General features: G+C 40.9%; 4 protein-coding genes. All 4 read left to right on the top strand.

Translation table 11 applies throughout. The features are described from left to right. Positions 1 to 177: 177 nt before the first annotated feature. Entirely contained in the window at positions 178 to 564 is a 387-nt protein-coding gene (locus tag F6K37_RS34280) for a DUF433 domain-containing protein (RefSeq protein ID WP_008183932.1), read from the top strand. After that, complete coding sequence (locus tag F6K37_RS34285; protein ID WP_008183934.1) at positions 561 to 956, top strand: hypothetical protein; 396 nt, start codon at positions 561 to 563, stop codon at positions 954 to 956. Before F6K37_RS34280 ends, F6K37_RS34285 begins: the two co-directional genes overlap by 4 nt. Positions 957 to 1,166: 210 nt before the next feature. Next, a complete protein-coding gene (locus F6K37_RS34290) occupies positions 1,167 to 1,631 on the top strand; it encodes a DUF4365 domain-containing protein (RefSeq protein ID WP_287255252.1) in 465 nt (154 codons plus the stop codon). A 53-nt stretch (positions 1,632 to 1,684) separates the two neighbouring features. Beyond that, a partial coding sequence (locus tag F6K37_RS34295) for a hypothetical protein (protein WP_287255254.1) occupies positions 1,685 to 2,123 on the top strand: 439 nt, incomplete at its 3' end.

The raw sequence follows: 2,123 nt of genomic DNA on the forward strand, positions 1-2,123 counted from the left end.
TGATTTGGCCAGGGATGGGCGGTCAGTGGTCAGTGGTCAGTGGTCAGTGGTCAGCTTATTTTATTCAAAAGCACCGATTGCGCTACGGGCATAAGCTGATAGCTGATAGCTGATAGCTGATAGCTGATAGCTGATAGCGTAGTTAATGATGGATTTAGTCTTTTAAGAATAAGGGATATGAGTTTAGAGTCTAATGGAAAAGTGGCTATCATTCGCACAGAAAGGGGATTGACGATATCAGGTACACGCATCACACTCTATGATGTAATAGATTACCTAACTGCTGAATATCCTCCTAAGCTTATTCGTGGTCTCTTCAACTTAACCGAGGAACAAATAAATGCTGCTCTGGCCTATATTAAAGCCAATCGTGCTGAAGTCGAAGCTGAGTATCAAATTGTAGTGAAAGAAGCTGAAGAATTGCGACAGTATTATGAACAGCGCAATCGTGACCTGATTGCCCGACTTGCCAAAAAGCCACCATTACCAGGTAGGGAGGCGGCTTGGGAAAAGCTGCAAGCACAGAAAGCAAAACATCAAGCTCAATTTGAGTCCCAGCGATGATTTTCTTGGTTGATCATAATCTTGAAGGACATGCTCTACTTTTGTCAGGTAGTATTGCTAGCCTTGGCTGGTTGGAGCTGTTACCCATTCGGTTTGTCACTTTTGCAGAGATTGAATTATCGATTACTAGTGATGACAGAGTAGTTTGGCGGTTTGCACAAGCCAATCAAATGATCCTGCTAACAGCCAATCGGAGTATGAACGGTAAGAATTCTCTAGAGAAAGTGATGCGTGAAGAAAATACATCTACTTCATTACCTGTTGTCACAATTGGAGATTCTGATCGAGTTCTGAGTGATCCTGATTATCGCAATCGTTGTGTTGATCGGCTAATTGAGATTATCTTTGACATTGATGACTATAGAGGTTCAATGAGACTTTTCATTCCATGAATACGAAGCTCAACAATTACAAACCTTTGCTTGCCTAATTAAACTCAGTTAAGGTGGCAATATAGTCAGTAGCAATCAATTGATGCGTTCGCGTAGCGTGGCCGTAGGCCAATCGCTTTTAGCGGGCTCTTCGAGCCATCGCGTAGCGTGACCTACGGTCAATCGCAGTCAAGTTACAGCAGACTTCCTAGTGCAATAGTGGAGGCAGTAATGAAGCGAGATTTAGATTATTTCATTGGTGAGCGTGCTGAACATCTGGCGATAGTATATTTGACAAGTAGCCAAGATCTAGTTGTGGAAAGGATGAAGGCTGATTATGGGCTAGATATGTTGGTAACAATACTACGGGATAAATTACCAACAGGAAGGGTTTTTGGTGTTCACATCAAAGGTCGAGACAAAGCTTTCAAGGACATACAGCAAGAAGCGTCACTAGTTTTATCTGACCAAGAAAAGAAGTACTTTCAAGATTTGCCCTTCCCGGTATGTGTATTGTTTTTCACTATGGACGATGACAGGGGCTATTACCGATGGTTGAAGTATCCCAGTGAATCCAACCAGAGCCTTCATACTCTTGAAAACAATCAATGGCGTTCTCTGGATCAGGAGCAGGTTAGCCAGATAATCGCAGAAGTTAATGCTTGGTATAATCGAAAGCACCAATCCGCCGCATAACAACACCCATACCCCGACCGCCTTAGCATTAGGCTCAAAACCAGGAGACTTAAGTGGCATATAGTGACTTTACTCTAAAGAAAGTCAAGCTTGACTTTAATATCCAGACTGTCGAGGATCAGTCACTATTTTCCAATAGTGAAGAAATTGAAATAAGTGATTATCTCGCACAGACCTTAAAAAGAAATCTCCCTTTAGCGTTAGCCATTAATACGGAAAAAGCTAGGTCAGAACTAATCATTATTAATATTTTACTGGAAGTCAAAGAAAAATCATCTCAAAAAATTAGTCTATTCTCAGGGATTGATTTTAATGTCGATAGGGAAAAAGGCTTAACTGGATTTTGTGATTATATCATTAGTGGTTCAGAAGAGCAGTTATATTTAGATTTGCCGGTAATTACAATAGTTGAAGCTAAGAATGAAAATATTATTTCTGGCTTGGGTCAATGTATTGCGGAAATGTATGCTGCTCAACTCTTTAATCAAGAAG

The sequence above is a fragment of the Moorena sp. SIO4E2 genome, from assembly GCF_010671945.1.
In the GTDB taxonomy this organism is placed as follows: Bacteria; Cyanobacteriota; Cyanobacteriia; order Cyanobacteriales; family Coleofasciculaceae; genus Moorena; species Moorena producens.

Excerpts from the sequence above, each read along its gene's own strand:
- F6K37_RS34280 (WP_008183932.1), top strand. The coding sequence starts at position 178 with ATGAGTTTAGAGTCTAATGGAAAAGTGGCTATCATTCGCACAGAAAGG.
- F6K37_RS34285 (WP_008183934.1), top strand. The coding sequence starts at position 561 with ATGATTTTCTTGGTTGATCATAATCTTGAAGGACATGCTCTACTTTTG.
- F6K37_RS34290 (WP_287255252.1), top strand. The coding sequence starts at position 1,167 with ATGAAGCGAGATTTAGATTATTTCATTGGTGAGCGTGCTGAACATCTG.